This is a genomic window from Clostridium sp. AM25-23AC (assembly GCF_003435125.1).
GTDB lineage: Bacteria > Bacillota > Clostridia > Lachnospirales > Lachnospiraceae > Pilosibacter > Pilosibacter fragilis.
Genome location: NZ_QWGI01000035.1, coordinates 1,638 through 26,705, shown reverse-complemented (window position 1 = coordinate 26,705; position 25,068 = coordinate 1,638). Strand labels below are relative to the sequence as shown.

31 protein-coding genes and 4 pseudogenes are annotated in these 25,068 nt (G+C 38.9%); 25 read left to right on the top strand and 10 right to left on the bottom strand.

What is annotated here, in order from left to right; all coding sequences use genetic code 11:
* The first annotated feature begins 180 nt into the window (after positions 1-180).
* The 17 genes from DW677_RS15715 (at position 181) to DW677_RS15630 (ending at position 12,564) form a co-directional block, all read left to right on the top strand.
* The gene (locus tag DW677_RS15715; RefSeq protein WP_242992199.1) at positions 181-915 is read left to right on the top strand and encodes a ribonuclease III; all 735 of its coding nucleotides are present in this window, start codon (positions 181-183) and stop codon (positions 913-915) included.
* Complete coding sequence (locus tag DW677_RS15710) at positions 912-1,499, top strand: ABC transporter permease (protein WP_117471297.1); 588 nt, start codon at positions 912-914, stop codon at positions 1,497-1,499. Before DW677_RS15715 ends, DW677_RS15710 begins: the two co-directional genes overlap by 4 nt.
* A 74-nt stretch (positions 1,500-1,573) precedes the next feature.
* Positions 1,574-2,686 carry a hypothetical protein gene (locus DW677_RS15705; RefSeq protein WP_117505369.1) on the top strand — a complete coding sequence of 371 codons (1,113 nt, stop codon included), beginning with the start codon at positions 1,574-1,576 and terminating at the stop codon, positions 2,684-2,686.
* A gap of 92 nt (positions 2,687-2,778) precedes the next feature.
* On the top strand, positions 2,779-3,228 hold the full coding sequence (locus DW677_RS15700) for a hypothetical protein (protein ID WP_242992198.1): 450 nt from the start codon (positions 2,779-2,781) through the stop codon (positions 3,226-3,228).
* Between the two features lie 30 nt (positions 3,229-3,258).
* The gene (locus DW677_RS15695) at positions 3,259-3,846 is read left to right on the top strand and encodes a hypothetical protein (protein WP_117471294.1); all 588 of its coding nucleotides are present in this window, start codon (positions 3,259-3,261) and stop codon (positions 3,844-3,846) included.
* Between the two features lie 40 nt (positions 3,847-3,886).
* On the top strand, positions 3,887-5,092 hold the full coding sequence (locus DW677_RS15690) for a hypothetical protein (protein WP_117471293.1): 1,206 nt from the start codon (positions 3,887-3,889) through the stop codon (positions 5,090-5,092).
* A gap of 69 nt (positions 5,093-5,161) precedes the next feature.
* The gene (locus DW677_RS15685) at positions 5,162-5,707 is read left to right on the top strand and encodes a hypothetical protein (protein ID WP_117471292.1); all 546 of its coding nucleotides are present in this window, start codon (positions 5,162-5,164) and stop codon (positions 5,705-5,707) included.
* A gap of 30 nt (positions 5,708-5,737) precedes the next feature.
* Positions 5,738-6,211 (top strand): GNAT family N-acetyltransferase, encoded by a 474-nt coding sequence (locus DW677_RS15680; protein ID WP_117471291.1) that lies wholly within the window; start codon positions 5,738-5,740, stop codon positions 6,209-6,211.
* 322 nt (positions 6,212-6,533) lie between these two features.
* Positions 6,534-6,743, top strand: a complete 210-nt coding sequence (locus DW677_RS15675; RefSeq protein WP_176815408.1) for a DUF6061 family protein — start codon at positions 6,534-6,536, stop codon at positions 6,741-6,743.
* 497 nt (positions 6,744-7,240) lie between these two features.
* Positions 7,241-7,897, top strand: a complete 657-nt coding sequence (locus DW677_RS15670; RefSeq protein WP_019161966.1) for a hypothetical protein — start codon at positions 7,241-7,243, stop codon at positions 7,895-7,897.
* Between the two features lie 59 nt (positions 7,898-7,956).
* The gene (locus tag DW677_RS15665; RefSeq protein ID WP_019161965.1) at positions 7,957-8,454 is read left to right on the top strand and encodes a hypothetical protein; all 498 of its coding nucleotides are present in this window, start codon (positions 7,957-7,959) and stop codon (positions 8,452-8,454) included.
* A 23-nt stretch (positions 8,455-8,477) separates the two neighbouring features.
* Entirely contained in the window at positions 8,478-9,119 is a 642-nt protein-coding gene (locus DW677_RS18900) for a hypothetical protein (protein ID WP_029471593.1), read from the top strand.
* Positions 9,109-9,969, top strand: coding sequence for a DUF6560 family protein (locus DW677_RS18895; RefSeq protein WP_019161962.1), 861 nt, complete (start codon positions 9,109-9,111; stop codon positions 9,967-9,969). The genes DW677_RS18900 and DW677_RS18895 overlap by 11 nt, the downstream gene beginning before the upstream one ends.
* A gap of 31 nt (positions 9,970-10,000) precedes the next feature.
* Positions 10,001-11,203, top strand: a complete 1,203-nt coding sequence (locus DW677_RS15645; protein WP_117505371.1) for a hypothetical protein — start codon at positions 10,001-10,003, stop codon at positions 11,201-11,203.
* 33 nt (positions 11,204-11,236) lie between these two features.
* Positions 11,237-11,434, top strand: coding sequence for a hypothetical protein (locus DW677_RS15640; protein WP_005334773.1), 198 nt, complete (start codon positions 11,237-11,239; stop codon positions 11,432-11,434).
* Between the two features lie 19 nt (positions 11,435-11,453).
* Positions 11,454-11,735, top strand: coding sequence for a hypothetical protein (locus tag DW677_RS15635; protein ID WP_005334771.1), 282 nt, complete (start codon positions 11,454-11,456; stop codon positions 11,733-11,735).
* Between the two features lie 97 nt (positions 11,736-11,832).
* Positions 11,833-12,564, top strand: coding sequence for a hypothetical protein (locus tag DW677_RS15630; protein WP_005334769.1), 732 nt, complete (start codon positions 11,833-11,835; stop codon positions 12,562-12,564).
* 219 nt (positions 12,565-12,783) lie between these two features.
* On the opposite strand, the gene DW677_RS15620 is transcribed toward DW677_RS15630, so the two are convergent.
* The 5 genes and pseudogenes from DW677_RS15620 to DW677_RS15600 form a co-directional block, all read right to left on the bottom strand.
* Positions 12,784-13,494, bottom strand: a complete 711-nt coding sequence (locus tag DW677_RS15620) for a DUF6040 family protein (RefSeq protein ID WP_008369915.1) — start codon at positions 13,492-13,494, stop codon at positions 12,784-12,786.
* A complete protein-coding gene (locus DW677_RS15615) occupies positions 13,472-15,193 on the bottom strand; it encodes a MobA/MobL family protein (RefSeq protein WP_026076987.1) in 1,722 nt (573 codons plus the stop codon). Before DW677_RS15615 ends, DW677_RS15620 begins: the two co-directional genes overlap by 23 nt.
* Positions 15,163-15,521 (bottom strand): annotated as a pseudogene (locus tag DW677_RS19210) (hypothetical protein). Before DW677_RS19210 ends, DW677_RS15615 begins: the two are co-directional and overlap by 31 nt.
* The gene (locus DW677_RS15605; protein ID WP_072522126.1) at positions 15,521-15,835 is read right to left on the bottom strand and encodes a relaxasome subunit MobC; all 315 of its coding nucleotides are present in this window, start codon (positions 15,833-15,835) and stop codon (positions 15,521-15,523) included. The pseudogene DW677_RS19210 and the gene DW677_RS15605 overlap by 1 nt, the downstream one beginning before the upstream one ends.
* A gap of 140 nt (positions 15,836-15,975) precedes the next feature.
* A complete protein-coding gene (locus DW677_RS15600; RefSeq protein WP_004843519.1) occupies positions 15,976-16,206 on the bottom strand; it encodes a helix-turn-helix domain-containing protein in 231 nt (76 codons plus the stop codon).
* 171 nt (positions 16,207-16,377) lie between these two features.
* Between DW677_RS15600 and DW677_RS15595 the strand changes: the two genes are divergently transcribed.
* From DW677_RS15595 to DW677_RS15560, 8 genes and pseudogenes are all read left to right on the top strand, one after another.
* Complete coding sequence (locus DW677_RS15595; RefSeq protein WP_008369918.1) at positions 16,378-17,007, top strand: helix-turn-helix transcriptional regulator; 630 nt, start codon at positions 16,378-16,380, stop codon at positions 17,005-17,007.
* Between the two features lie 86 nt (positions 17,008-17,093).
* Positions 17,094-18,389, top strand: a complete 1,296-nt coding sequence (locus tag DW677_RS15590; protein ID WP_008369919.1) for a tyrosine-type recombinase/integrase — start codon at positions 17,094-17,096, stop codon at positions 18,387-18,389.
* Positions 18,390-18,723: 334 nt separating this feature from the next.
* A pseudogene (locus tag DW677_RS15585) lies at positions 18,724-18,969 on the top strand (hypothetical protein); the annotation flags it as partial.
* Between the two features lie 218 nt (positions 18,970-19,187).
* Positions 19,188-19,271 (top strand): annotated as a pseudogene (locus tag DW677_RS15580) (Maff2 family protein); the annotation flags it as partial.
* A 286-nt stretch (positions 19,272-19,557) separates the two neighbouring features.
* Complete coding sequence (locus tag DW677_RS15575) at positions 19,558-19,911, top strand: PadR family transcriptional regulator (protein ID WP_117470988.1); 354 nt, start codon at positions 19,558-19,560, stop codon at positions 19,909-19,911.
* Complete coding sequence (locus tag DW677_RS15570) at positions 19,901-20,416, top strand: hypothetical protein (RefSeq protein WP_117470987.1); 516 nt, start codon at positions 19,901-19,903, stop codon at positions 20,414-20,416. The genes DW677_RS15575 and DW677_RS15570 overlap by 11 nt, the downstream gene beginning before the upstream one ends.
* Entirely contained in the window at positions 20,413-20,643 is a 231-nt protein-coding gene (locus DW677_RS15565; RefSeq protein WP_117470986.1) for a hypothetical protein, read from the top strand. The genes DW677_RS15570 and DW677_RS15565 overlap by 4 nt, the downstream gene beginning before the upstream one ends.
* A 275-nt stretch (positions 20,644-20,918) precedes the next feature.
* Positions 20,919-21,096: pseudogene (locus tag DW677_RS15560) on the top strand (conjugal transfer protein TraE); the annotation flags it as partial.
* Here the strand turns inward: DW677_RS15560 and DW677_RS18420 are convergent.
* From DW677_RS18420 to DW677_RS15540, 5 genes are all read right to left on the bottom strand, one after another.
* Positions 21,079-21,228: a hypothetical protein gene (locus tag DW677_RS18420; protein WP_165860053.1), complete on the bottom strand. Its 150-nt coding sequence runs from the start codon at positions 21,226-21,228 to the stop codon at positions 21,079-21,081. The pseudogene DW677_RS15560 and the gene DW677_RS18420 sit on opposite strands and share 18 nt — an antisense overlap.
* A 34-nt stretch (positions 21,229-21,262) precedes the next feature.
* Positions 21,263-22,567, bottom strand: a complete 1,305-nt coding sequence (locus DW677_RS15555) for a Na+/H+ antiporter NhaC family protein (protein WP_021903933.1) — start codon at positions 22,565-22,567, stop codon at positions 21,263-21,265.
* Between the two features lie 83 nt (positions 22,568-22,650).
* Positions 22,651-24,075 carry a hypothetical protein gene (locus DW677_RS15550; RefSeq protein ID WP_117567766.1) on the bottom strand — a complete coding sequence of 475 codons (1,425 nt, stop codon included), beginning with the start codon at positions 24,073-24,075 and terminating at the stop codon, positions 22,651-22,653.
* Positions 24,072-24,290 carry a hypothetical protein gene (locus DW677_RS15545; protein ID WP_117567765.1) on the bottom strand — a complete coding sequence of 73 codons (219 nt, stop codon included), beginning with the start codon at positions 24,288-24,290 and terminating at the stop codon, positions 24,072-24,074. The genes DW677_RS15550 and DW677_RS15545 overlap by 4 nt, the downstream gene beginning before the upstream one ends.
* A gap of 419 nt (positions 24,291-24,709) precedes the next feature.
* On the bottom strand, positions 24,710-24,922 hold the full coding sequence (locus tag DW677_RS15540; RefSeq protein WP_278287002.1) for a DNA/RNA nuclease SfsA: 213 nt from the start codon (positions 24,920-24,922) through the stop codon (positions 24,710-24,712).
* Positions 24,923-25,068: the final 146 nt, after the last annotated feature.

Below are 25,068 nucleotides of genomic sequence, written 5' to 3'. Positions count from 1 at the left end.
TTTTAAACGTTTTATTTGAAATAGCACAACAGGTTAATTTATTTACAATTAAATTCCTAGCCGTACAGCAGAAAAATGATGACGAAAGATGATGCAAATGCTATAATGTTTGCATATAGATATGACAATTTGACCATATCGGAATCTTTATTCAAACAGATGATTGGAGATATTGCTATTATGAGAAATCCATGGCCAATTTTCAGCATTGCGGCTCTCTCCGGAGCTGCGTGCCTGATATATGATCACTTTTTTTCTTACGAGACTATGTGGATTGCTGTTATAGCGTTCCTTGCGCTGCTGGCTCTATGCTTTTTCGCATATTTCAAATATGAACACTGGCTGGCAAAGAAATTGAACCCCTATGTGGTGTCATATCAAAGCGACCATAATCTTGAGAATTTAAAACAGGGATTGGATCGCTGGCGTCCCTGGGCATTCAGCAAACATTCCAAAAATATCATTACAGCGAACTGGTTCTCCGCTCTGCTGGAACAACAGCGCTGGACAGAAGCGGAAGAAACTTTGGAGCAGTTTTTGCATCGAGCAAAAAATACGCAGGATAAAATAGGGTATCACCTGCTTCGGGGAGATTACGCAAGGGCGATCGGAGATACCAAATTAGAGGAACAGGAACGACTTCTAAGCGAACAGCTAAAAACCCAGCTTGGAAACAAAAAGGGAGAATCAAGAGTACCCGCAAACGCCAAAGAGAGTAAATATGCTTTCTTTTGCTGGCTCTCTTTCAGCTTTGGTCTGGCACTGTTCGGAATCATCAGCAATATAGCCACCGGGGACTCTATACTCGGGTCAGTTGGAGCCGGACTTTTTATTTTGGGTTTGTTCTCATTCCCAGTCTGCTTGATCTGGCTGATTCTCTGGTTGATCCGGCGCAGAAAGGAGGTTGTTAAATGACTTATATCCTCCCGGTACTCTATGTAATTGTGTCTTATACATTCTTCCTTTTGGCAGGCTGTTTTGACAATGCGATCAAATTGCAGATATTATCGATCCTTCTGCCTTTTATCATGGGAATCGTCAATTTGATTGTTGTGCTGACCGTAGGAAGAAAGTGGTCAAGAAAGACATTGCTGAACTGCACTTTGATCATCAAGTATGGACTGATCCCGTTCTACCTGGTCGGAGGGAGCATCACCGTATATGTAACGCTGATGGCATTCTTCCCATTGCCGCTGATGGCGTTGTTTGGACTGGTAACCATTGTTTTTTTGATTTTTGGATACGGGATTCTATTAGGGGCAGCTCCCTATGCTATCGCTTATCTGATAAAGTCATGCAAAGACGGCATACATCCGAAATGGTTGGCGGTTTTAGCTGGAATCTGCCAGTTCTTCTTTTCCTTTGATGTACTTGCAATGATGCTTCTGACATTAAAGGAGCGGCACAGGGTCAAAACGACGATTGCCGTTTTCTGTGCAATGTGTCTTGCGCTCCTGCTTATCGTACTCTATGTGGTCATGACGCTGATCGGAGCATAATCGACCTTTATATAGGATATGAGTTGTTCATACATAAAACAAATTTGATAGAATCGCAGAAAGGATTTACGCTTATGAAAAAACAATGGATTGCTTTACTGACGGGATGTGTGCTGGTATGCAGTATGCTGGCCGGATGCGGCTCAAAACCTCAGACATCAGCTCCGGCAGCTGCGGGCAGCGATAAAGGCTGTACGGATGAGGCCATTCTGTCTCAGCTGAAAAATGACGGGACACCTGAGTTCGTACTGGATGGCACTTACTACACACTTCCTTTGGAAACTTCCCAGCTGATACAAGCCGGCTGGAGTTTGGAAACGGAAGAATATGATGCAGCAGAGGTTTCTCTGCAACCCGGCGAGCGTATTTATGGGGAACTTTCCAAAGACGATCAGGAAATAGATGTTGCAATCGTAAATGCCGGGACAGAGCCATGCAAGCCTGCTGAGGGCGGAACGGTGGTAGAACTGGAATACTCTGCCGATAAGGATCAACCAAATCCTGATTTCTTTGTAACGCTCAATGGGATCAACTGTGCGATGTCCAACGCAGCTTTACAAAAGGCGCTGGAAGGTGTAGACGGATATGAACTGAATTCCGCAGGAAATATCGACATCAATCGTACTGTTGATGATGATGAAATTGCTGTTTATAAAGTCATTCTGGATGATGACTACACAGCAATCACGCTTGCTTCGGACAATGTTTTTGAATACAAGGATTATCAGCCGCAAGAGGTAAAAGAACAGGCATCTAATGAAAAGATTGCCGCTTACAAGGATACTACAAAAGCCGAGATGGAGCCGTATGCTCAGGATTTCAATGCGATCATCGAGGGATATGAAGAAAATATGGTCGTTGGATTTTACAGTGAAGGTACTATTTGGGGCGAAGAAGTCGGTGAATATAAATCTATTGCCGGAACGCCACTCGCTACGGATGTGTCTCTCTATATCGCAGAGGATACAACCGGCCAGCTCTACTGTATTTCTAACCAGCTTTTGAATGAAGATGGTACTGTAAGCACTGCCATTGAGCTTGAGGAAGGCGATCAGGTCAAGGTTTGGGGTTATGCTTCACAGTATCTGGAATTGCAGGAAGGTCTGAAAATCGTCGTGGTTCAGCCTGGTATCATTGAACGCAACGGCGAACTGGTGATCCTGGACGAAAATTTGAAAGTAGACTAATGCTTTTGAAGAACGCCGGGTGCATATATCAAAGGATTGCATCCGGCGTTCTCAACTTAAAACAATAATCAGGAGGAACAATTATGCTTACAATGAATGAAAAAGATAAAAATGAAATGCTGGAAGCCATTTTGAACGAAAACGAAGCCTATCAGTGCAAGTTATGGGCAGTCATCATGGCCGGGGCTGATACCTATGCACTGATTGGGGGACTTTCTACACTGACGGGGGGTGCTGCCGCTGCATTGGGCGCACTGAGCAATGCTTACTGCTATATGGGAATTACCGAGAAACACCTGAATATGGTCATTGTAAATTCCGTCAATGTCTCCAAAATTGAAAACCGGCTTTCTCTGCCCCTAAACAGCATAACAAAGGCAGAGGTCAAGGGTGGGTTGCTGCCCGGAAGAAAAGTCGTAATGCTGCATTTTGGAAAAGAGAAAATGAAAATTTCTTTGATGAACAATGCGATTGGCTCTGATATTCAGGGGCAGAAAGAAAATGTTGAGATGTTCTGCCAGATTGTTTCCAAACTCGGATAACCCGTATTATAAAGCGAGAGGAATCAGAGCATGAAAAAAATCTTAATTGTGTTATTAGCTATGGTGCTGCTCCTTGCTGGATGCGGTAAAAATGGGACTTCATCGCCACAATCTCCCTCTGATGAATCTGTGACGGATCAGCAGGAACCTTCTTCTTCTGAAACCGAAATATCATCTGAAGATCATGCGATTCCCGGAAGTTATATCGTCCCGGATGGATGGGAGAAATCTGAGAAGCATTCTACTAATTCGCAGATTTTCTATATAGAGGAAGGCCACGAAAATGATGAAAAGCCGGACAACATCTCCATCCATGTAGGAAAGAACAAATATAGTCTGGATGAGCATGAGCAGTTCCGGGATGCGATCGTCCAACAGATTTTGATGCAGCTGGATGGTATTGAAGCTCAACTGAACGGGGATGGAACCTATACCGAGCAGGGAGATCTGCTTTATATCTTTACCATCGACGAGGGCGATATTGTCACCACGCAATACTATATTGTAAGGGATTACGGGTTCTGCCTGATCCAGCTTACAAATTTCAGCGGATCAGAAACCACGGAACAGGCCGCCAGGGACATGGTAGATAGCTTTGTTTGGGATACAGAAGGATAAATTGACACAGGAACCGTGATTTTATAGGAAAACGACGAAGATGGAGAAACGAAAACTTTCAGGAAAAACAATTTTGAAGCTGGCAGGGGCACTTTTGACTTTGGCTTATTTGGGATTTTGCCTCTATGCAGGTATTACCGGGAAATTTCCGAATATGCACAGAGTCCAGCATGTGATGCGTTTTGGCGACCTTAAAAACTGGGTGTCCGGCGGAATATCGGCTGTGATGATTTTTGCCCTGTGCATTACTTCTGCTTTCAATGACCTAAATCTCCAGAAGGGACGCAAAAAATCATTTTTACCACTTTTTCTCACCATGATTCTGCCCATTATCCTTTTACTGCTTTTGGAGTCTTATCTGGATATTGGTTGGATCGGGATTGCCCTTTATGCCGGTATTGCAGTTTTTCTATTTGGCGTTGCATGGACTCCACAACTGTTGAATCAGTGGATCACCCGCCGACTTTTGCAAGATGAACCGATGAGCGGCAAGCAACAAGTACAGATTATTGAGTGGATTCATTTTCATCCGCTAAAAAAGCTGCTGATTTTCGGGCTGTGGGGCTTTGGCGTCGTTCTGGTTCTGCGTGGCATTTGGGTAACGGCAACCGGAAAAATCGAAATGGACGGAGAGCTTTTCCTGTTTTTACTTGGCACAGCAGTTCTGGTTGTGGCGCTGTTTCAGAAAATGAGACGCTATATCTGCACGCCTTACCGGAACATACCGGTACTGAATCAGATTCTCAGCAAAAAACAGTTGGAGCAGCTGTTGGATGGAGAACACTTTGAACCGATAGAGTTTGAAGATGAGACCATGAAAAAGTATCTGGAAATATACCAAAGCCAGAACTGGATGCTGATTGGCGGTAAGCTACTCTCAAAAAAGCTGGCTTTATGGTTCACAATGAATCGGTTCAGGAACCATACTTCCCTGAAGGTACTTTACCTGAACGGCATGACTGCCAAAGCAAAGGTCGATCTGGATATTCGAGGGGACCGGTACACGGATTTTACTGCTGTGCTGAAAGAATTGATTGGATACGAAGGCACACTTAAACTGTATGAAAAAGAAGAACAGCTGGCACAGAAATTTGCATCCTTTTTCCCAGAGCAAACTTCCGAACAGGACCGTGTCGCTGCTTTTCTTTCTCAGGATGTGACAGCGATCCGGCAGGACTATATTCAGACCTTCTCCCCGCCGCCAGATCCCCGAAAGAAAAAACGGAGTAGACGGGAACGGGAATAAAAGATTTTCTTCATTTTTCAATGGAGAAAGGCTTACGAAAATAAAGAGGATATAACTTGGAGGTTACCTATGAACTATGATATGAATATGATTAAATACCGCAAAAATGGTTTTTTTAGAATTGCAGCAGCTATTCTGATGATCTGTTTTACACTATTTGGCCTTACTGCTTGCGCCGGTACTACTGACAGCAAAGATAATAACGATGATAATGCACTGATACAAGGAACATGGGAAATAGATACCGGCTCTGGTGCTGGTTATAAATTCGTTGACGATAAGTTTATGTGGTTAAAATCCATCGAGGATGTTAACGATAACTACTGGTACGGAGATGTTGAGTATTATAACGGTGCTGAAGCAATGGATATAGCAGGACTAACAGAGGAGGAACTTCAGAGCAGCCTGCCAGGTCTTAAACCCGAAAACATTTTTGTAACAAAATTAGATCCCGAAAAAATCATTACCGATGGTGAGGATAAAACTGCTACCAATATGAACGACCAAACCTTATGGACTCGCTTATGGCTTATTGAAGAAAATGAGGACAATGTTGTTGCGGTAGTGTTTGATTTAGAAACTTTTAGTATGGAGGGCTACACTAAAGTTAAGTAAAAACCAGAAATTAGAATTTGGAGTAAACTTATGGACTATATAATACGAGAAATGAGAAGCGAAGAATACTGTTTATTAAGTGTTTTTTTATACGAAGCGATTTATATTCCGGAAGGTATTGAACCTCCACCTAAATCAGTAATAGAATGTCCGGAATTACAAGAATATATCGTCGAGTTTGGAAATCGAAAACATGATAAAGCCTTAGTTGCAGAGATTCAGGGAAATGTAGTAGGAGCTATTTGGGTAAGAATTATGAATGACTATGGACACATTGATAATGATACTCCATCTCTTGCCATGTCTGTCTGCCCCCAATATAGAGGGTTAGGCATTGGAACTTCATTATTGAAACAATTATTACAAGTGGAAAGATTAGCTGGATATTCAAAAATATCCTTATCTGTTCAGAAAAGTAATTATGCAGTGAAGATGTACGAGAAAGTGGGATTTACTGTTGTTAATGAAAATAGCGAGGAATTTATTATGATTGTAAATCTATAACAGAAATCCCAGTTGATATTGCACTTATTTTAGGAAATTTAATAACTGTTATATTTGATTATCAAATTCTTCGCAAACCCTTGAAAATACTAAGTTTGTAGCAAGTGAGCTTTCCCTTACTCTTTCCTTTGTGTTATATTCTCCCATTAGCTTTCATGAATCTTAATATGGGAAAAAATAAGGGAAAGAAAATTTCATAACACAGTATAACAATAACGACATGGTGAACTGATTGAAATGTTTTCGATATTTAACTCTATAACTGATTATTAAAAGAAAATAGAGATAAGATACGATGAGAACAATTTATGCATAATACAACATAAAACACGATAGTATTGATGTTTACACAAGTGTTGGATATATGCTTCGCATTGATTGCTGGGGAGCTGAAAAAGATTTAAAAACCACATATGGATCAGAATGTGCGCTTACTTCATTGGCTGTGGATGAGCCTTTAGAATATGCAAGATTATATCTCGATGGCAATTTACAGATGTGGATAGATTCAGAAGATTCACTTGAATTATAGAACAAGAATAACGGGTAGAAAACTTCTGATGCCCATTTTACAAGGGGTTCGAGTTTTTTATGTCTGCTGGCGCTATTTCTCTGCTGGAGTACTATTTTCGGGATAATGGCGAAAGGCTTTAGCGGTATAGTTAGAAGCACCGTTTCCATATTTTGTATTGGTTATGGTTTTTATATAATCGCTGGAATAATAGTCAATTGTAGAGCAAATGAAATAGACACAGGGGATTAAGGAAGAGTTGAAGGCAGATAAACAGATGGAATGGGTAGCAAATAAATACTATACAAGAGTGTGAAAAGGGAATTTTGAATAAGGAGATGATTTGGCAATAAGGTGCAGTAATCTGGTGGAAAGCAAGTCTGAAAATGGCTTGCTTTTTGCTTTACAATGTGGTTAGTTGATGTATATAATTATGATAAAGAGATAAAATTGATTTTTATATTTTGGTTCGATATTGTGATGCAGTTTTTCTATATTAAAAAATATACGAGGTTATAATGAAGAATAAAAGTTATGATTATATCTTTGGAAATGGAAAATTTAATACTTGGTTCAACATTATAGTTAGTATTATTAGTTGTTCAGCAATATCGTTTTGTTTAACCGAACTTTTGTTTTCCTTTGATTTTAAAGTGAGTTTTCAAAAAGCACTGATTTTTACCATACTTTTTGTGATTTTTTTATTATTGTTTTATTACTTTATAAAACAACGTACTTATAAACTATTCGATCAAAAAATAACATATGGATTTAGGGAACGAAAAATTTTGTATGCGGATATCCATTCATTAGTTTTTACACTATCCTCCAGACCTAAAGGAATATATGATATTGGACTGGGAGAACCATACCTATACATAAAAGAAAATGGGAAGAAAAAATATATATGCAATATTACAATTTATTTGGCATATCCAAGTGTTATACAAAAAAGATATGATATCAATATAAGCAATGGGCAGATAGGAATGTCTCCTGCCTACAGTTTTAACTGTTATGATATAAAAAGTATTTTCAATTTAATACATCATTCAAAAGCAAATATTTATGTGACGAAGAGTTTTCTTCTCTTTAATAATTGGACAATAAACAGATTTTGCAAAGAATACAATATCTCTATGGAAATGGTTCAGCTTATAAATGATGGAAACTAATGTAAAAAATTTGTATTGTATTGAACTTTAGAAAACCTTTTTATGAGAAAGGAAAGCATATGCAAGAATATTATAAAATATATTTTCCTTATTCCAAAGAATATTTATTGGAACAGATTAAGAAGACTACAAAACCATTATGTATTTCAAACCAGGCTTATAGAGATATGGCACTTGCAGCCTACAAAGAAGAGGATAATACCTTATGTATCGGATATGCAGCAGGAAGTATGACAGGCGGTGGCTGGGAAATGCTCCAGACACATATAAAAAGCTATGGGGGAGATGTAATGCTGGAAGGTACGTTTGTGCTTTTGCCATACATAAAAAAAGCTGCACTATTTTTTCTGCTCATAGTGATTTTATTTGCATTGTTTTTTTCTCAGGGAGATTTATTGATTTTAACAGAATGTCTGATTTTATTTATGTTTCCATTATATCTGCTGTATAGGAATATTTCTAAGATAGGAAAATGTGAAGAAGGGCGACGGCTTGTTTTATTATATCTGGAAAAGGTGCTTCATGCAAATGTGGAAATATCCGTAGAGGAAGAATAAAGAAATGATAGGGGAAAACGAGAATGAAAAAGATTAATGAACAAACAAAAAGTTTTTTACTATACGGTATAGAAGATGTGATTAAGCCGAAAGAAATCTACAAATTAGATGGAGCAATCTTGTTTCTAGTATTTTTATTTTTCTTTTTATCTGAATCAGCTCCATCACCGTTTTTTTCAAAAGTATTTTTAGTTATTGTTTATCTTGGATTCGTGATTCTTAGTTTTTCAAGAACAGAAGTGACAGGGAAAAAGGTTTTTTGGATCATTGGAATACAAAGTCTGACGTTTTCTATTTTGTTCTGTTGGGCAGCAACTATCCTCATGCTGACAACTATGAAAGAAGAATATTATAAGAGGTATCTAACCATACTCGTTATCATTTACATACTGGTAATCGCTGCATACATTTTTCTTATAATAACTTTGATTAAAAAAGATATCTACAATCCATCTTCTTCCAAAAAGCTGGCTGGAGGATGGTGTATTACTAGTTTTGTATTGCTTGGAATGGGTGTCGCAAAAGTACTTAGTAGCAGCGTTGAATATACAGCCATGATTAGAATTGCAAGCCTTTGTTCCTATTTTTGTTCTTTGGGTTCTATCTTAGGAGTTTTTCACCTGGTAAAGTATTTTGCTGTCAAAAAATGGGAGGTTGAAAAATGAATATTTTTATGAAAAGAATATAGATGAAAATAATTATAGCATCCAGGAAGAAGGATGGCTGGGAATTTTATTTTTGGTTGGAACTATATTTTTCTCAGGATTACTTTTGTATGGTTTTATAGACGGACAGGCGGATTTTTCAGTTATAGTGGCGTATGGAATATTGATTGCTTTTTCTGGAATCTGTACCCTGCATTTGTTCCTGTGGAGAGTCAAGGTAAATCATGATGTAATTGAATACCGGTCGTTTTTTGGAAAAAAATATTATAAATTTTCAGATATAACAAGAAGTGTACATAAAGAAAATGGTACATTGGAAATATATGCAGGGGACAAAATAATATTCAAATTTGATGAAAACATAAGCGCATCATTGTTTGCAAATAGTCTGTCTAAGCATAAAATTTCACAAGAAACATGGTTGAGTTGTAGAGATAAAAAGTGCATCATAAGACCAAAAGAAAGCCACTATGTTCTGCCAGGCATTTTCTTTTTATATTTGGTTTACAATAGTGTGATACTTGTATTCAATGCAAAAGAAACAGCTTTTGTTTTCCTTTTATTCTCTCTTGTACCGGGAGGTATATTTTTCTATTTTTTAATGGACAAAACAATTGTCAAGGATGGATGGCTATATAGAAATGGATTTTTAAGGAAGAACTGTAAAATAAGATTAACGGATATTACCCAGATGAAAAGAAAAAAGAATTTATTTGGAGAAGCTCTTATTTTATATAAAAATCAGAAAAAAATCGCTAAAATTTCTGCCCGAAATAGAAATGTGGACTGGCTGCAAGTAAAGATTGCAGAAATAAAAAAGGATAAGAAGAAATTAGAACGTAAAAAATGAAAAATGTGAATCATATAGGGAGATTGAGTTTATGGATAATGTCATTAGATTAAGTAAATTTGTAAAAAATTTAGGAATAGTAACAACAGTTCTTTTTTTAATAATCGTACTGGTAACATTTGTTACAGGAAATATGGGGGGTGCGATATGTTTTATGCCTTTTGTATTTTTAGGTATTGCTTTAATTTTGGCATACAAGAAACAAATAATTGTAGTAAATGAAGATGAAATTGTATTTAGCTATCTGGTTAAGAAAACTCAGCATATAAAATATAATGATATTCGTTGTATTTTAATGATTCCATTAAATGGTAGAACAGATGTCATATTAATTGATAAGATGTACAATAGACTTGTTACTCTGGAGCAAGTGTATGTAAATTATGATATTTTATATGATACACTTATAAAACATGAAATAGATCTTGTGGATTTTGGTGAGTTAGTTGAACAGAACAAAGATGTATCAAAGTATGTACCTGCTTTAAACTGGATAGAAAAGAATTTCTATAAATCTATATGTAATGAGAATACAACTATCAAAAATATGTCAAAAACAATAGAAAAAGAAAAGCGTAAAAAAACAAAGCAATTTTTAAAAGCTTTAGGTTGGATTCTAATAATTGCTGATGCGGTAGCATTTTTTATTGGTGGCAAAACAATGTTAGTTATATTTATAATGGTTTTGATGATTACATATGCAGTGTATATAAAATATTATCCATATATATTTATAGAAGTCACCACAAAAAAAGGACAAGAACTGGCGTATCAATTACCATTTATGGGTGCAGCAATAGCAATGCTTTTATCCCTGAATACGAGTAAACTCTTTAATTATGAATTTGGAAACTATATGAAGATTACGGCAATTATTACTGCTTTACTTGCACTGCCATTTATTATTAAATCTTTAAAAACAGATGTACCACAGAAATTTGGACGTAAACTTTCAGTTGTATTTGCTGCTTTTATAATCGCATTTACAATTAGCTTCCCAATAAATTTTTTATTTACATTTGATGGGGCAACTCATGAAATTGCAATTGTAACAGACAAAAAGATTAGCAGTGGTAAAACTAGAGATAGAGAGTTATATGTAAGTTGTAATGGTAAAAGAGAAATATATACTGTTTCAAACAGTGAATATGAAAATACATCAATAGGCGATAGTAAAAGAATTTGTAGAAGAAAAAGTGCATTAGGATTGGAATATAGTACGATACATGATTAATATTTATTTAAAGATAAGGAAGGAATATATAAGATGAAAATATTGTTAGCAGTAGTTGGAGGATTATTATTACTGATATTCCCTTTTATAGTTATGAAAAAAGCAAAAGTAACAAAAGAAGAAAATACTGATGAAGCAAGGAAAAAATTTAATGTGTTTCTCATTTGTATGATACCTGTTCCTCTAATAGGCTTCATATTTCTTTTAATAGGGCTTAGAAGTTTTTTATAAAATTAAATAAAGGAGAAAAATGTTAAAAAACAATGATATATCAATACCAGAAGCCTGCTATGCAGATTTATGTAAGGTGGGTTTTTTTGAAAGAAAACAGGTTAAATTAACAATTATATGGAATGAAAAAATAAGCAGAAATAAACAAATACTTACACTTAAGAAGTTATATCCTGAATTAAATAAAGTGTCTACAGTTGAAATCTATAAAATTACAAAAAAACGAAGAAATGGCAATTTGCAGAGATGGGATGGGGATTTGCTGTTGACTTTTCGCATAAAGCAGAAAAAGCGGGGATAAAAATATTGTTAGAAGAATAACTAAAAATCTTGCTAATGTATAAGTTAAGTAAAAAATAGAATGAAAAATAATCATATAGCAGAGGAGATTGGGTAATATGAAGGAACAAAAGAAATCTTCTTGGGGAGCGGTTCTGGTGTCATTTTTAAAGGAATTTCTATTAAACTCATTCGAAGCCCCAGGTCATCTTTATTATGATGAAAATTTAACTAATGAAGGAAAAAGAAAGAAAAATTATATTTGGAGGGTGCTTCTACTGGTGACTGCGGTAGGAGTAGCTTTGCTTCCTGTTATAGCTTGGAACATGTTTGTTCCAGATGTGCTATGGGCAAAAATAGTTACCGTTGTAGTGTGTGAAGGCTATGTTGTTTTTATAGTAAGTATGGAGATTATCCAAATAAAGGATGAGCTAAAGGAAGATATGTTAAAAATAGGGGGATATAAAATTACTCCCAAAGGAAGTATTTCCCTATTTAAAGAAATTGATTTTAAGATTGCTCAAACAGAGTATTCTTATACAATATTGATTTCTAAGAAACCTTTAAAATGGCTTTATAAGAAGTTTTATGTTACAATCTATGGAAGACATGGAAAAGTAAAAAAGATTGAATTGGTTCGAGCAGACAAAAAGTATTCTACGAAATATGAGACAATGAATGGTACAGTCTTAGAAAAGTTGCAAGAAGAAAATAATAGGTTTTTAAGGAAATGCTTAGGTACTCCCAGTAAAAAGAGTATGACAGGCGTCGAATATTATTATGAGTGGGGACAAATACAATCCTTCTATGATGATCGTTCTTGTCAAACAGGAATTGTAATTATGTTTTAAAATAAGGAATATTGTATCTCTTGCTTCCGTATGCAGAAAGATTACATCGGTACAGAGAAATGTGGTAGTGATACACCAAAGAACACAGGCGAAACCTTATATCTCGGTTCCACAAGTAGCGAATCTTTCAAAAGAGAGAGATGGGTAAAACTTCGCTGTTTATATAATAGTAGGGGACGATGTTTTATCCCCTGCTATTATACGTTTTTTAGCATGTTTTCACCAATATTGCTTGGTACCTAACCGATTTTTCAAATAACATCTGATTCCAAGATATACTCCCTGAGAAAGTACGAAAAGCAATAGAAGATTTACGGAAAGTGCTTTTTTAATTGCTTCTCCAAAATAAATGATGACAGCAGTACTTGTCAGTATCATCAGTAGAGTAATAACATCCCAACAGTTTTTCTTATATAATTCTATAACCTTTATTTCTATCAGTATCGCCAGTATCCCTGTCCCTGCCACACATATTCCGACAACCAATATCAGAAATAACCAATATACCATTCCGGCTATAAAAGGATTTGGAATTTTTGTGCTAATCTGTGCCACAGATTGCCCGGCATCAATTGTCCAACCGATAAAAGTTTGTAGGAATGACGCTGCATCATGGAAGAATGATTTACAATCGGAAAGGAACACATCGGACTGTACTGCCTGAAAAAGAGTGGTTGTCAGCGAATACCATGCAAGAAGGAACAAGGTTGTTTGGAACATTACCGTTTTTGCTTTATACTGTCCGGCAAGTCGCTCTTTTTGTGTTCCGTATTTCGCTTTTTCATTCTGATAGGCTGTCCGGTCACAGGATTCACATTTTTCATAGAGTACCGGCTTTTCTACCGGTATCTCTACGATTTTCTGATGTGTCCGGGCATAATCCCGTTGTTGTGTTAAACAGCGTATTTTATTTTGATATTCCCCGATCATGACGTTTGCGCTTCGCAGCTTCTCTTTCTCGTTCCGCAATGCTCTGTCTGCCAGCTTCAAGTCGTTCTTTAATGCTTGAATATTCCCGGCTCTGTTCTCTTTGTTTAATTTCTCGTTCAAGATCAGAGATTCGTTGAGCTGCGTCTTCAGTTCCACGATAAGCTGGTCTTTCTGTTCCAGTTCTTCTTGTATCTCCTCGGTCAGGAGCAGAAGCTCTTCCAACTGTTCGGCGTTCTTTAATTCTCTGGATTCGTTCATCTATATCACGTCCTTTCTCTATCTGCTGTTCCAGTTCAGCAATTCGGTGTTCTGTTTCAGTAATAAACTGTTTTCGCTGTTCAGCTTCTGTGCCAATTTCTGCCATTGCTGATTTTCGTTTTCCAAAAGTTCTATCTTCGTTTTCTGTTCTTCCATCTTGGAAAGCAGTTCCTCGGTATTTGGCAAAATGTTGAGCAGCCCGGATAACTCGCTGTTTAATTTTTGCAATTTCTGATTCTGTTCCTGCATAAGAGAGAGTTGGGTGTCCCGGTTCTGCATTTCCAGAATCATTTCTGCCATTAAGGTCTGCTGTTCTTCGATTTGCCCAATCATGGATTCCATTAAGGGTATAATTTCCCGGCTTTCTTCTAATGTCATTTAATCGCTCCTTCCATAATGATAATGCACCCGATACTTTCCCAAAGGTGTCCAGTATCTTTTGCAATAACGTGTTTTGTTGTTTTATGATTTGATTTTCCGCTACTTTCCACGAACCTTTTATTTCCTGCCCGGCAAGAAACTTTTGTTCAATCTTTCTTGCGTCAGCGCCTTCATGGATGGTAGGAATCTGGAGTTTTCCCTGTTTTTCATAAGAACGGTGATCGACCTGATTCTGCAAAGGCAGATGTTCATTACATACCTTTGCCCATTCACTCCGCCATAGTTCACAGTTTTTTGGATTGTTCCATCCAGTAGCATCGGTCAGCACCCGTTTCCATTGCAAGCGGTTTCTTGCACCAATCTTCTGGATTCCGTTTTCGTCTAATACAGGGATACGGATTCCATGACGGTCAGGGTTTTTCTTATCCTGCCACCAGTTCGGATGGGATTCATCAATCACGATATTTCCGTTTTTATCTCTGACAAATTCCCAATCCTTGACTTCTTTCTTTCCCCAAGAATGATCCGGGTTAAAAGGGCGCATAGTCAGAAGCAGATGGACATGAGGATTGCCATCCCCTTTGTCGTGGATACTCCAATCAGCGCACATTCCTTTATCCACAAATGTTTTTTGGATATAGTCGGCTGTATATTGAATCTGTTCTTGTCTGCTCCATTCTTTTGGAAGGGCAAATTCAAATGACCTGCCAAGTTGGGCATCCGCACTTTTTTCAATCTTCAATACCTCATTCCATAACCTCTGTTTTTGAAATGTGATTTTAAATTTTTTTATAGCAGCTTCTTTATCTTCTGACCTTTTGTATCGGACAGACTTTTGAAAGCGTTTTATATTTTCCTCTGGTACTATCTGCCATTCAGAAGGTGCGTTTTCGCACATCATCAGACTGGTGTAGACCACTTCTTTTTTAGAAGTGTAATAACTGATACTCCCGGTTTCTTCGTTTTTCATCACATCCCCATTGAGATATGCAGAAGCGGAGATAACAGATTTTCCTTTACTTCGTCCGACTATTTTGATTGTGTAATGAAAAATCGCCATGTCTGGATTCCTCCTTTCTGCACATCCGGCATAGATTTCCGGCAACATTGCTTTCAATTTTAGAAAAAGCAGCATTGCCGGAACGCCCTCTGCGTAAGAGTGCCCTGCGCATAGCAGTCTGCATGGAATGCGCCCCTCTGGCGAAGAGTGCCTCCTGCGGCATGAGCAGGTCTGGCTGAAAGCCCCGCCGACGGAACGAGCCCGGCAAGCGTGAGCGCAGACCGGTTGCCACTTGTGGCAAACTTATTGGGACGACCTCTGGTTGTCCATAAGTGCGCCCTTCATGAAAAAGCAATGAAGGGAATGAAAAACTCATCCCCTCCGCCATTACACTTCCTCCATATCGGTATTGGCTTCTTTCTGCATTGCCTTTGAGAAAAACTTCCCATTGGCTTCCTGCCTTTTCAGAAAACCAATCAGCTTTGGGATGTCTTCCTCCTCAATAGGTGCACCAAGAACGGATTCCACTGCACCGCCAATCTGACAGAGCCTATGGGTTCGTTTTTTACTTTCTTCGGCTTTCTTTCGTTTCAGAAGTTCTTTCTTCTGTGTTGCATATCTTTTCGCCTTTTCAAGGCTTTCCTGTTCCTTCTTTTCCATTTCAAGCATTCGTTCTTCATAACTTTTTGTTGATTTTGCCATGATTACATTCCCCTTTCTTTTGCAAACATAAGTTCTCGGTTGCGTATCAGAAGAAGCACATGGTATAATCTTCTTGCGTGTAGGTATATCATGGCTTCGGTCTGATAGAACCTTTGGCGGTTTCTTTGGAAGCCGCCTTTTTAATTTGCCGCAGTTCTTGTTACGGCTTTTACATTTCCTCTATCCCTCAAATCACGACCTTCATTCGCTTCCATAAACATTTCCAGAATATCGGTTTTAATCAGGACTTTGCGACCAACCTTTAATACTGGAAGTTTCTTCCATTCTACAAGCTGTCTTAAGGTATTTCTGCCGATTCCCGTATAATCAGCAGCTTCTTCGATGGATAATGCAATTTTTCTTTGCGTCATATAATCACCTCCTTATAAATTGCATTATGCAATTCTTGTGATGTAAGTATATCCTTTCCAAATCTTTTTGTCAAGCGTTACGAAATATTAAAAATAATTTTTATATTGCATATTGCAATTTCAGAAAAACAATGCTATAATTCATACATACCGAAAAAGGAGGCAGTCAGCATGAAAGATAAAGAACTACGCAAGCTGATAGGCAGCAGAATAAAACAGCGCCGTCTGGAATTGAATCTGACACAGCCTTATGTCGCAGAAAAGATGGGTGTTACCGCTTCTACAATCCTGCGTTATGAGAATGGTTCGATTGACAATACGAAAAAAATGGTGCTGGAAGGTCTTTCGGAAGCACTCCATGTATCCGTGGAATGGCTCAAAGGGGAAACAGATGAATATGAAACCGACATTACGGATAAGAGAGAATTACAGATTCGTGATGCGATGGGAGATATTCTGGAACAGTTACCGCTTGCCCTTACCAAAGAAGAAGATGCTTTTTCAAAAGATTTATTACTGCTGATGTTAAAACAATATGGTCTGTTTTTGGATTCCTTCCAGTTCGCCTGCAAAAACTTCAAGGGAAATGCTGGTCAGACGGATATTGCCAAAACAATAGGGTTTGAATCGAATGATGAATATAATGAGATTATGTTCTTAAGGGAAATCACTCCTACCATCAATGCTTTTAATGAGATGGCAGACATTGTAAGGCTCTATTCCAAGAAACAAAAAACAGCAGAACAAAGGCTTGCAAATCTTTTATCAGAAGTCTTATACGAAGATTCCGAATCGGTATAGTAAGACAACCGGAGTTATGATATACTTACACGCACGAAGCATTTCATCAGTTCCGATTGTCTAATATCGAAAGGAGACATACGATTATGGCAAAAGGATCTGTAAGAAAAAAAGGAAAGAAATGGTACTACCGCTTCTATGTAGAGGACGCAAGCGGCAATCTTGTTCAGAAAGAATGCGTTGGAACAGAAAGCAAAAGTGGAACTGAAAAGCTGCTCCGTCAGGCAATGGATGATTATGAGAAAAAGAAATTTGTTGCCAAAGCGGAAAATCTCACAGTCGGACAACTTCTGGATGTGTGGGCAGAGGAGGAATTAAAAACAGGTACGCTCAGCAATGGTACGGTGGAGAATTACCTCGGAACAATCCGAAATATTAAGAAACACCCATTGGCAGAACGGAAACTGAAAAATGTAACCTCTGAACATTTGCAATCCTTCTTCGATTTGCTTTCCTTCGGGGGAGTTCATCCCGATGGAAAAGAGAGAAAGGGGTATAGCAAAGATTACATCCATTCTTTTTCCGCAGTCATGCAGCAGTCCTTCCGTTTTGCAGTATTTCCAAAGCAGTATATTACGTTCAATCCCATGCAGTATATTAAACTGCGGTATCAGACGGACGAAGTTGATTTGTTTTCGGATGAGGACATGGACGGAAATATCCAACCAATTTCACGAGAAGATTATGAAAGACTGCTTGCGTATCTTCAAAAAAAGAACCCAGCCGCAATACTTCCAATCCAGATAGCCTATTATGCCGGACTCCGTATTGGAGAAGCCTGCGGTTTGGCATGGCAGGACGTAAATCTGGAAGAACAATGCCTTACCATAAGACGCAGCATCCGATATGATGGTTCAAAGCGCAAATATATCATCGGACCAACCAAGCGGAAAAAAGTGAGGATTGTTGATTTTGGAGATACGCTGGTAGAGATTTTCCGTAATACCCGGAAAGAGCAGTTAAAAAATCGAATGCAGTACGGAGAACTTTATCACACGAACTACTACAAAGAGGTCAAAGAGAAAAACAGAGTGTACTACGAATATTATTGCTTAGACAGAACAGAGGAAGTCCCGGCAGATTATAAAGAAATTTCTTTCGTCTGTTTAAGACCGGATGGTTGTCTGGAACTTCCAACTACTTTGGGAACTGTTTGCAGAAAGGTGGCAAAAACATTAGAGGGATTTGAAGGCTTTCATTTCCACCAGTTACGTCACACCTATACAAGCAACCTTTTAGCAAATGGAGCAGCCCCAAAAGATGTGCAGGAATTGTTAGGACACTCAGATGTCAGTACCACAATGAATGTCTATGCTCACTCCACAAGAGATGCTAAACGAAAATCGGTTAGGCTTCTTGATAAAGTGGTAGGCAATGATTAAAGAAATTCCCTTATTTCCCTTGTAATTATCTCATAAGGGCAAAAATAAGGGAAACTACATATCATTTCACTAATGGACAGGCGGGAAAGCCTATAAAATGGGGAAAGTTAGAGGAATAATTATATAAATTCCAGTTTGCATAACTGGCAACCCAACCACAATTAAATATTCACAGCTCTACTAAGCAGGAGATCCGAAAAGGTCTCCTGCTTTTTTGCACCCTAAATTAAATGTATCACAGCTAAAACTATCGAAAACAAAATAGGCAGATACCATAAAAGAAGTTTTTCTTTGGATAGTGCTTGTCTTTTTTGAATTCATCACTTGACATTGTGGCAAAGAGCTGATGAGCCAGGACGAGCTGGCAGTTATGGATGGCGGCAAGTGCATCTTGCAGTTGCGCGGTGTGCGTCCGTTTCTTTCAGACAAGTATGACATTACCAGACACCCTAATTTCAAATACATAGCTGATGCAGACAAGCGAAATACCTTTGATATTGAAGCATTTTTGTCTGCCAGACTAAAACTCAAGCCTGATGAGGTCTGCGATGTATATGAAGTAGACACGGAGGGCGTGTAATACGGTTCCGCTGAGAAAGGAGTGATCGTATCTATTTGCCGCAACTGCCTCAGTTGAGGCCATTGGCGTACAAAGCGGACAATCGCAAGAAAAATAATGAAAAAGGAGGACAGCCGGAATCATGCCCCCGGAAACCGGGCGGCAGATTGTTCCGGCTTTTGTATGCCTATGAAACATGACAAACCTATTTTTTAATCAGATTCCGGCTAACAAACTATATGGCATTTTTTGAACAGGCAATTACCGTTCTTCAGACTCTCGTTATCGCTCTGGGCGCTGGTCTTGGTATCTGGGGTGTCATCAAAAAGAACTTAATGTAACAATAAATTTAGTAAGTATTAGAGAATTCAAAAAAATTCAAGGTTTAAATTTATTCTTGTGATGCCACAGTACTGTATTTAAATGGTTCTGTGGCATTGTCACATTCATCTAAGGGAAGCAGTTTTTATGCTTCAACATAAAAATTTCTTTAAAAAGTGTAGAAAATTTATCTGAATAGTTATTTATGACTTTTGATGTGATATACCTTGACAGAAATGCCTTATTATGGTATATATTTAGATATACTAAATATTATGGAGATAGAAATTGACAGAAAGCGATGTTAAGCAAATAAAAAAAGGGATATTAAAAATTCTCATACTTAAATTATTACAACAAGAAAAAAAGTATGGATACGAACTATTAGTGGAAATGTCCCAAAAAAGTAAAGGCTTTTTTAAAGTTAAAGAAGGAACATTGTATCCGATTCTATATAAGCTAGAAGAAGATGGTTTAGTAATAAGTGAATGGGAAATTCCACATGATAAAATGAGGGTCAAAAAATATTATTCTATAACGCAGAAAGGAAAAGATGAACTCAAAGAACTAATAGTGTTTTGGAATTTACTTTCTACAAAAGTACAAGATTTTTTGTTAGAGGATAATGAGTATGAAGAATGAATTAAAACGCTACATTAAGGAAATTAATAAGGGGTTGCACCTACCTCATAAAATGAAAAAACGCATAACAACGGAATTATTGTCAGAGATTTACGGCAGGATAGATGATGGAGAGGAGCTAAATTCCGTTCTAACATCTATTGGTACTCCTCAAGAATTGGTTGAAGAATTGGAAGCAAATTATGAACATGAATATGTACAGTTTAAAAAAGGAAACATTTTAAAATTAACTATTTATTCCATAATTGCTTTTGGTATTTCTGCACTTATCATATATTCAGCAATAGTTATCATTTATCCTCAGTTTATTCTTCCCACTATAATAGGTGGAGCCAACGGAAGTACCGCTGTTTTTATCGCATACAAATGGTCTGCAAAAGAATTGATTGGTGGATTAATTATACAAATAATTATACTTATTTTTGTGTTATCACGAATTGTTCGGATATTCACGTTACTTAAAAATAAAAAGGGTGTGCCAAGGAAAAGGAGGAAGATGTTATGAAATTAAGAAGAGCAGTGAGTTTATTGATGTCCGTGTGTCTGCTGGTAGGCGCAAATTGTGTATCGAGTTTCGCAAGTGACGCTGATACTTCTGAAACGGCTACAATTCGTGTTTATGACAAAAATACAGCTGATATTCGTATGGCGAACAATGATCGGATATTGCTGGATACATGGACGGTAAGTATTTCTGCAGATGGTTCTGTAAAAGAAGTCAATGCTAAATAGGCTCGAATTGATGATCCTGTCGTTGCAACTTTTAATTACTACTATGATGGGATTAATAGCAATGATGAGCCTCAATATACTGTAACAATGGAGGCAGTGGGACAAATAAAAATCAAAAAATCAAAGTTACAGACGAAAGCAGAAGGAGTATCTACATGGGCGAGTAATACAGAAAGCCATAATTCCTATGTAGCGTCAAATTCTATTACTTATAGCTATACCAGCAACCCTCCATCTGAGCCTGCCGCGTATCGGACAGCCACTACACAAAGACCATCCAGTTTCAGGACATCAACTATCAGCTTTCCCAAAACGAAGATAAGACGGCAATCTTTGAGGGTTGGTGGATTTCCTCAATTATTTTGACAGCTCGATTCATTTCCAGCTGTCTTTTTTGAACCTTGCGCATCGGAGGAGACCTTTGCTAACTCCATTTCAATCCCGCACAAAGGTTATTCTAGCGTCTTTCCATTCCTTAAGATGGGCGCGGACTGCTGCCTCGCAGACACCATCTTTATGAAGTGCCACTGCTGCTTTATAATTGATTCCGTCCATGATTACATGGGCATGACATTCTCCGAACATTGCTTTCGCCTTCTTTTTCTATCTGTTTTTCCAGTTATGCATTTTTTTCAAAAGAAATAAAGACAAGGGAACTGATGAACAACATATACGGGTAAAACAACCTTGGCAGAATATCAAATGCACTGACTGTCTCACCCAGGCCGGAAGCCGCTGAGATGGCAACCAGCATCTGTGCTCCATAAGGAAGAATTCCCTGAAAGATACAGGAAAATGTATCCAGAATAGATGCTGCTTTCTTATTGCTGATTCCGTAGTTTCCTGACATTTCTTTTGCAATTGGATTTGCCATAACAATTGCGACTGTATTATTCGCCGTTGCAATATCCATCAGACCTACCAACAGACCCATGCCAAGGAGTCCGCCTTTTCTCCCTTTAAACACTTTTTTTATCCAATATAGCAGAGCAGCAAATCCACCATATTCTTTGATCAGTGCACAGATAGACGCTACCAGAATGGCAACCATGCTGGTTTCAAACATGCCTGCTGCCCCGTCTCCCATATTTCCAAGCAAATCCGTCGGCACGATCATCCCTGTCGCAATCATGATGATGGAGCCACTTATGATTCCTGTAATCAGTACTAGGAACACATTTAAGCCAAGAATGCCTCCCGCCAGTACCAGTATATAAGGAATGGCCTGTATCAGATGATATTCTTCCTGCACAACTCCGCCACTGTAATTTTTCACAGACAGATTGTAAATAATCACCAGACTGACAATTGCTGCCGGAAGTGCAATGAAGAAATTTTCCTTAAATTTATCTGTCATCTTACAACCCTGTCCATTACACGCGGCAATTGTCGTATCAGAGATAAAGGACAGATTATCCCCAAACATTGCACCACCCATGACTGTCGCAATACAAAGCGGCAGGTCAAACCCCGATGCTCGCGACACGGCTATTCCAATCGGGGTAATTAAAGTAATGGTTCCTACGGAAGTCCCCATTGCAAGTGATACAAAACAACTTACTACAAAAAGCACCACAACCGCGAACTGAGGCGGTATCAGTGACAGAATAAAATATGCCACACTGTTTGCTGATGTTCTTCCAACAACACCCACAAAAATTCCAGCCAGCATAAATATAATGATCATGGTAATAATGTTCGGATCGCTGATTCCAACTCCCATTATTTTCAGTTTATCATTCAGGCTTAATTTCCGGTTTTGCAGACATGCAACAAGCAGTGCAAGCAAAAATATAATCACAACAGGAATTTTGTAAAATCCCATCTCGATATTCAGGCCATATTCAAACAGAATCCCCAGTCCCAGATATAAAACCACAAACACCGCGATAGGCAATAAGGCTTTTGCGTTTCTTTTTTCCATTTCTTAATCCCTCTCTACCCTTTTTATTTATCCCAAACTATACCATGCCATGATACCGCAAATGCCTTAAAAAATCAATGACTCTACTTCCAGTGAATCACTGCTTCCACCGAATCCGTATACTGATCATCAGTGATGGACTTGTAACGGGAGCCGTCATACCAATCGGTGAAACCGTTGTCAATTTTGTAAATATTTCCAGTTTCAGTGTCCACGATGCGCTCGTAACCCAGGGTAGCGTCACTCTGCTTCTGGCTCATAATATCCTGGCTCCGGTTCCGGTTTTCCCAGGAAGACATGATGCTGTCGGACATCTCACTGGCTGACTGGCTGAGAGACTGGGAGGTAGAGGCTGCCTGATTGCTCTGGGACATGGCAAAGCTCTGGAACTCCGGCGTATAATTAAGACTGCTGAGAACTTTATTCAAAGTAGGCTGCCAGTCCTGAAAGCTTCCCTTTTCTGCACTGAGGACTGTCAGATTATAGACAGAATAATATCCCATTCCCGTGCCCATGGCAAAGGGAACCACATCCGCCGTGAACATTCCTTCTCCCGTTGTGCCATTCTGTGTAAAATCCGCCCGAAGAATGGAGGGGGAAATAGCAACGCTGCTCATTCCCTGAGTACTTTCAAAGCTCTCTGTCACAGAAAAATCTGCAATGTACGGTGTCTGAATATCCGCATAGTCAGCAGTTGCATTCATTGCGTCTGCAAACTGTGGGAATATTTCAAAGACTCCCTGTGTCGATACATTCGTAAGAATGGGACATTTTCCAAACAAATCACTGGAAAGCGCCATCATCGCCCGGGAATTTTCATCTGAAAATAATGGTTCCATTTTTAGCATAAAGAAAATCTGATTTACCGGATTCTCCGGATCAAAAACATGAATTGCATGAAACATACCGGTGTACATGGCAGAAGATTTCACGCTCCAGCCTTCCGGAATATTCATACTGAATTCTGTACAGCTATAAGGCACCAGCTCCTGAGCAGACGCCAGCGGAACGACTGTCCAGCTGTCCTCTACCGATGCTGCTGTGTTGGAGGCTGTTTGCTCACCCTCTTCTTCATCCGGTGCAGTCACAGCTGCTACGCTTCCTGGCCGTTCAAATACCATCTCTGTATCGGCATTTGCCAGCATCAGCACACCATCCTCCAGCGTATAGAAATCTGCCACATCCTCCATGGTAATACTGCTATCATCCCAGGTCAGATCATAGACCGTCCCGTCATAATCCATGGTTCCGGTACTGTCCTCCAGGAGATCCAGAGTCATGGCAGTTCCCATCTCTTCCAGATCCTCCTTGCCGACAGTCATACCGTTATAGGTCATGCTCACAAGCTCCCATGTTCCTGCCGCAGTGTCTGCGGCAGCAGTCGTTACAGTATCCACTGCGGCATCCGTTCCCACATTTGATGCTGTATCTGCTGCTCCGCCACAGCCGGTCAGTAAAAGCACCGCAAGCAGTAATGTCCCTGCCTTCTTTCCATCTCGTAATCTCATCGCAGACCCTCCTCCGTAAGATCATCCCGTATCACATTCTGAACATTCTTCCAGCCCTCTGTCTCATAACAAGTGTTATTTCTCAACAGGTTTCCGGCTTCAAAATCCAGCGTCCAGACATTTCCGTCCGCCATTTGGAAAGCAAGAGTCTCTCCGGCGTCCATGGTGCGAAGCTCTGTCTCCTCCCCGACGACAAGCTGCTTCAGAGCCTTCATACAGGCATCGATGGTAGCTGCATCGGTAATCTGCCATTCATTATGAGCCTCACCCTCCTCACTGTAGGTAAGTGCTATGGAAATACCTTTGTAGCCAGTGCGGACGGCAGCCTGCAGCTTGGTCCGGACTGGGAAGAATTAAAGAAATAAAAACCAGACATAGAGATTGGAGAATTCATATGAAAAAAGTTTTACACGAAATATGATTACATCAATATATACTCGAGTTACCTCTCAGATCATTCTTCCAACCAGAAAACAGTTATGGGGAGGGATTATCCTGCTCGCTGTCCTTGCTTTTGCAATACTGTTTTTGAGTGTTCTGATGCTCTGGCTTATGATTTCATACTATGAAAACATTTTCCTGATTTTGTTTATTTTTTCAGGTTCCTTATCTCTCCCGGTATTGGCCGTAATGGTTACATACATCCGGTTACTGCTGTGATCTTTATGCTTTCGGCTTCAACATGACAACTGTAACAGACAATCTGAACACCTGCCTTCGCAGCTTGCACAAGTGCCTCCTTAAACTCTGGCTGTTTCGCCTCATTTGGAAACACCCGATGAATTCCATTCATCTGAATCACAAAGGCAATTGTGCAATGGTAGCCTTCCTTTGCCGCGGTACACATTTATGGCATTTTTCAACAGCGCAGCGAAAAAGGCGTTCGATGCTTATAAGAAAGAGAACGGCTCTGACAAAAAGCTTCCACGCATCAGCGAGCTGAACGCAGAGTATGCGATGCTCCTGGAACGAAAGAAAAGCTCCTATGCAGAA

What these genes read in the sequence shown, in the direction of transcription:
- DW677_RS15715 (WP_242992199.1), top strand. Translation starts at nt 181, where the DNA reads ATGAGAAATCCATGGCCAATTTTCAGCATTGCGGCTCTCTCCGGAGCT.
- DW677_RS15710 (WP_117471297.1), top strand. Translation starts at nt 912, where the DNA reads ATGACTTATATCCTCCCGGTACTCTATGTAATTGTGTCTTATACATTC.
- DW677_RS15705 (WP_117505369.1), top strand. Translation starts at nt 1,574, where the DNA reads ATGAAAAAACAATGGATTGCTTTACTGACGGGATGTGTGCTGGTATGC.
- DW677_RS15700 (WP_242992198.1), top strand. Translation starts at nt 2,779, where the DNA reads ATGAATGAAAAAGATAAAAATGAAATGCTGGAAGCCATTTTGAACGAA.
- DW677_RS15695 (WP_117471294.1), top strand. Translation starts at nt 3,259, where the DNA reads ATGAAAAAAATCTTAATTGTGTTATTAGCTATGGTGCTGCTCCTTGCT.
- DW677_RS15690 (WP_117471293.1), top strand. Translation starts at nt 3,887, where the DNA reads ATGGAGAAACGAAAACTTTCAGGAAAAACAATTTTGAAGCTGGCAGGG.
- DW677_RS15685 (WP_117471292.1), top strand. Translation starts at nt 5,162, where the DNA reads ATGAACTATGATATGAATATGATTAAATACCGCAAAAATGGTTTTTTT.
- DW677_RS15680 (WP_117471291.1), top strand. Translation starts at nt 5,738, where the DNA reads ATGGACTATATAATACGAGAAATGAGAAGCGAAGAATACTGTTTATTA.
- DW677_RS15670 (WP_019161966.1), top strand. Translation starts at nt 7,241, where the DNA reads ATGAAGAATAAAAGTTATGATTATATCTTTGGAAATGGAAAATTTAAT.
- DW677_RS15665 (WP_019161965.1), top strand. Translation starts at nt 7,957, where the DNA reads ATGCAAGAATATTATAAAATATATTTTCCTTATTCCAAAGAATATTTA.
- DW677_RS18900 (WP_029471593.1), top strand. Translation starts at nt 8,478, where the DNA reads ATGAAAAAGATTAATGAACAAACAAAAAGTTTTTTACTATACGGTATA.
- DW677_RS15645 (WP_117505371.1), top strand. Translation starts at nt 10,001, where the DNA reads ATGGATAATGTCATTAGATTAAGTAAATTTGTAAAAAATTTAGGAATA.
- DW677_RS15640 (WP_005334773.1), top strand. Translation starts at nt 11,237, where the DNA reads ATGAAAATATTGTTAGCAGTAGTTGGAGGATTATTATTACTGATATTC.
- DW677_RS15635 (WP_005334771.1), top strand. Translation starts at nt 11,454, where the DNA reads ATGTTAAAAAACAATGATATATCAATACCAGAAGCCTGCTATGCAGAT.
- DW677_RS15630 (WP_005334769.1), top strand. Translation starts at nt 11,833, where the DNA reads ATGAAGGAACAAAAGAAATCTTCTTGGGGAGCGGTTCTGGTGTCATTT.
- DW677_RS15620 (WP_008369915.1), bottom strand. Translation starts at nt 13,494, where the DNA reads ATGATCGGGGAATATCAAAATAAAATACGCTGTTTAACACAACAACGG.
- DW677_RS15615 (WP_026076987.1), bottom strand. Translation starts at nt 15,193, where the DNA reads ATGGCGATTTTTCATTACACAATCAAAATAGTCGGACGAAGTAAAGGA.
- DW677_RS15605 (WP_072522126.1), bottom strand. Translation starts at nt 15,835, where the DNA reads ATGGCAAAATCAACAAAAAGTTATGAAGAACGAATGCTTGAAATGGAA.
- DW677_RS15600 (WP_004843519.1), bottom strand. Translation starts at nt 16,206, where the DNA reads ATGACGCAAAGAAAAATTGCATTATCCATCGAAGAAGCTGCTGATTAT.
- DW677_RS15595 (WP_008369918.1), top strand. Translation starts at nt 16,378, where the DNA reads ATGAAAGATAAAGAACTACGCAAGCTGATAGGCAGCAGAATAAAACAG.
- DW677_RS15590 (WP_008369919.1), top strand. Translation starts at nt 17,094, where the DNA reads ATGGCAAAAGGATCTGTAAGAAAAAAAGGAAAGAAATGGTACTACCGC.
- DW677_RS15570 (WP_117470987.1), top strand. Translation starts at nt 19,901, where the DNA reads ATGAAGAATGAATTAAAACGCTACATTAAGGAAATTAATAAGGGGTTG.
- DW677_RS15565 (WP_117470986.1), top strand. Translation starts at nt 20,413, where the DNA reads ATGAAATTAAGAAGAGCAGTGAGTTTATTGATGTCCGTGTGTCTGCTG.
- DW677_RS18420 (WP_165860053.1), bottom strand. Translation starts at nt 21,228, where the DNA reads ATGTTCGGAGAATGTCATGCCCATGTAATCATGGACGGAATCAATTAT.
- DW677_RS15555 (WP_021903933.1), bottom strand. Translation starts at nt 22,567, where the DNA reads ATGGAAAAAAGAAACGCAAAAGCCTTATTGCCTATCGCGGTGTTTGTG.
- DW677_RS15550 (WP_117567766.1), bottom strand. Translation starts at nt 24,075, where the DNA reads ATGAGATTACGAGATGGAAAGAAGGCAGGGACATTACTGCTTGCGGTG.
- DW677_RS15545 (WP_117567765.1), bottom strand. Translation starts at nt 24,290, where the DNA reads ATGAAGGCTCTGAAGCAGCTTGTCGTCGGGGAGGAGACAGAGCTTCGC.
- DW677_RS15540 (WP_278287002.1), bottom strand. Translation starts at nt 24,922, where the DNA reads ATGTGTACCGCGGCAAAGGAAGGCTACCATTGCACAATTGCCTTTGTG.